At 72.7% G+C, this 2,199-nt stretch carries 1 protein-coding gene; it reads right to left on the bottom strand.

Annotation, left to right across the window (positions count from 1 at the left end; translation table 11 throughout):
• A partial coding sequence (locus ACFY0X_RS36820; RefSeq protein ID WP_387760884.1) for a condensation domain-containing protein occupies nucleotides 1-2,187 on the bottom strand: 2,187 nt, incomplete at its 3' end.
• Nucleotides 2,188-2,199 lie beyond the last annotated feature (12 nt).

Below are 2,199 nucleotides of genomic sequence, written 5' to 3' on the forward strand. Positions count from 1 at the left end.
CGGCACCTGCGGACCACCGTCCAGCGCCACCTCCAACGCCGCCACCAGACCCTCGACAGCCGTCCGCACCAGCACACCGACCGCCAGGGGGTCGATCGGGGACACCGCGTCCACCGCCAGGCCGATCGCGTCGCCGTCGTCGTCCACCGAGACGGTGAGCGGGTAGTTGGTCAGCTCCCGGGCGAACAGCGTGCGGTAGCCGCCCGCCGGCCGGTCCACGGGCCGGATCGGCGCCGGGGCCTCCTCCTCCGTGTTGTGGCGGTAGTTGAACAGCGCGGAGAACAGCGGACTGCCGCCCTCGATGCCACTGGCGCTCTGGGCCAGGGCGAGCGGGGCGTGCTCGTGCTCCAGCAGCTCCGCGAGCTGGTCACGCATCGCCCACACCGCGTCCAGCACACCGAGTTCGCCCGTCCGCACCCGCACCGGCAGCGTGTTCATGAACGGACCGGGCACCCGGTCCGAGGCCGCACCCGCGTTCATCCGCCCGAAGAGGACGGTGCCGAACACCACGTCGTCGCGGCCCGCCATGACCGCGAGGGCGCGCGACCAGGCGACGTGCACCACCGTTGCCGCACTCGCTCCCAGCTTGCGGGAAACCTCGCGCAGCCGCACGTCCAGCTCGGACTCGAAGGCGACCTTGGCGCGGACCACGCCCGCCCCGTCACCGCGCACGTTCACCGCGCCGTACGGTGCGGTGCCTTCGGTGACATCCGCCAGCAGGCCGTCGAAGTAGCGCTCGTGCCCGGCGGTGTCCGCCCCGGTCCGCGTCTGGGCGACGAAGTCCCGGAACGGCAGCGGCTCGGCGAGCTCGCCGCCCCGGCCGTCGACGAACGCGGCCAGCTCGGCCAGCAGCACCTCGAGCGCGGTGTGGTCCTGGACGATGTGGTGCAGGCGCAGCAGCGCCACCCAGCCGTCGGTTCCGGGAAGAGGAGCGACGTGGGCGGTGATCAGGGGCGCCTGGGCGAGGTCCATCGACATGCCGACGCCGGCCAGCAACTGCCCGACCGTGTCGGAGTCCTCCGGGTTCAGAGCCACCTCCGTGACCGGCAGGTCGGCCCTGCGCCAGACCACCTGGACCGGCTCCCGCAGCCCCTCCCAGACGATGCCGGTGCGCAGGATGTCATGGCGGGCGATCACCTGCCGCAGCGCGTCGAGGAAGGTGTCCAGCCACTCGCGCGAGCTGAACTCCAGCACGATGGGCATCACATAGGCGTCATCCTCGTCACGGGCGAGGAGGTGGTGGAAGAGCAGGCCCTCCTGGAGCGGGGCGAGCGGGTAGACGTCCGCGACGTTCGCGGCGCCGCCCTCGACGGTGGCGACGACCCGCTCGACCTCCTCCGCGGTCAGGTCGACCAGCGGCAGCATCTCCGGCGTGATCGCGGTCGCGCCCACCGGAATCAGGTTCTCCGGCACCACGACCTGCTCGGCACCCGACGCCACCGCCAGCCCCGCCGGGGTCGGCGACTGGAACAGCGCCCGCACCGAGACGGAGACACCCCGCTGACGCAGCACCTCCACCAGACGGATCCCGAGGAGGGAGTGGCCGCCCAGGCGGAAGAAGTCGTCGTCGACGCCGACGCCCTCCAGGCCCAGCACCTCGGCGAACGCCGCGCAGACGATCTCCTCGCGCACGTTCGCCGGGCCACGACCCGCGCCGGTCGTGTACTCCGGAGCCGGCAGGGCCTTGCGGTCCAGCTTGCCGTTCACGTTCAGCGGCAGCGCGTCCAGCACGACGACCGCCGAGGGCACCATGTACTCCGGCAGACTGCGCGCGGCGAACCCGCGGACCGACTCGGCGAGTTCGGCACCGTCCGCACCCTGCGGGACCACGTACGCGACGAGCCGCATGTCGCCCGGCACGTCCTCACGGACCACCACGGCCGCCTGGACGACCTGCGGATGCGCGGCGATGACGGACTGCACCTCGCCCGGCTCGATCCGGAACCCGCGGACCTTCACCTGCTCGTCCGCACGGCCCAGGTACTCCACCTGGCCGTCCGCGTTCCAACGGGCGACGTCACCGGTGCGGTACAACCGCTCCCCGGTGCCGTACGGGCTCGCCACGAAGCGCTCAGCCGACAGCCCCGCCCGGCCCAGGTAACCACGGGCCAGACCCGAACCCGCCAGGTACAGCTCACCCGCCACACCCACCGGCACCGGCCGCAGCCGGGCATCGAGCACGTACACCCGAGTACCCGC

This window comes from Kitasatospora sp. NPDC001547 (assembly GCF_042894165.1).
Lineage (GTDB): Bacteria > Actinomycetota > Actinomycetes > Streptomycetales > Streptomycetaceae > Kitasatospora.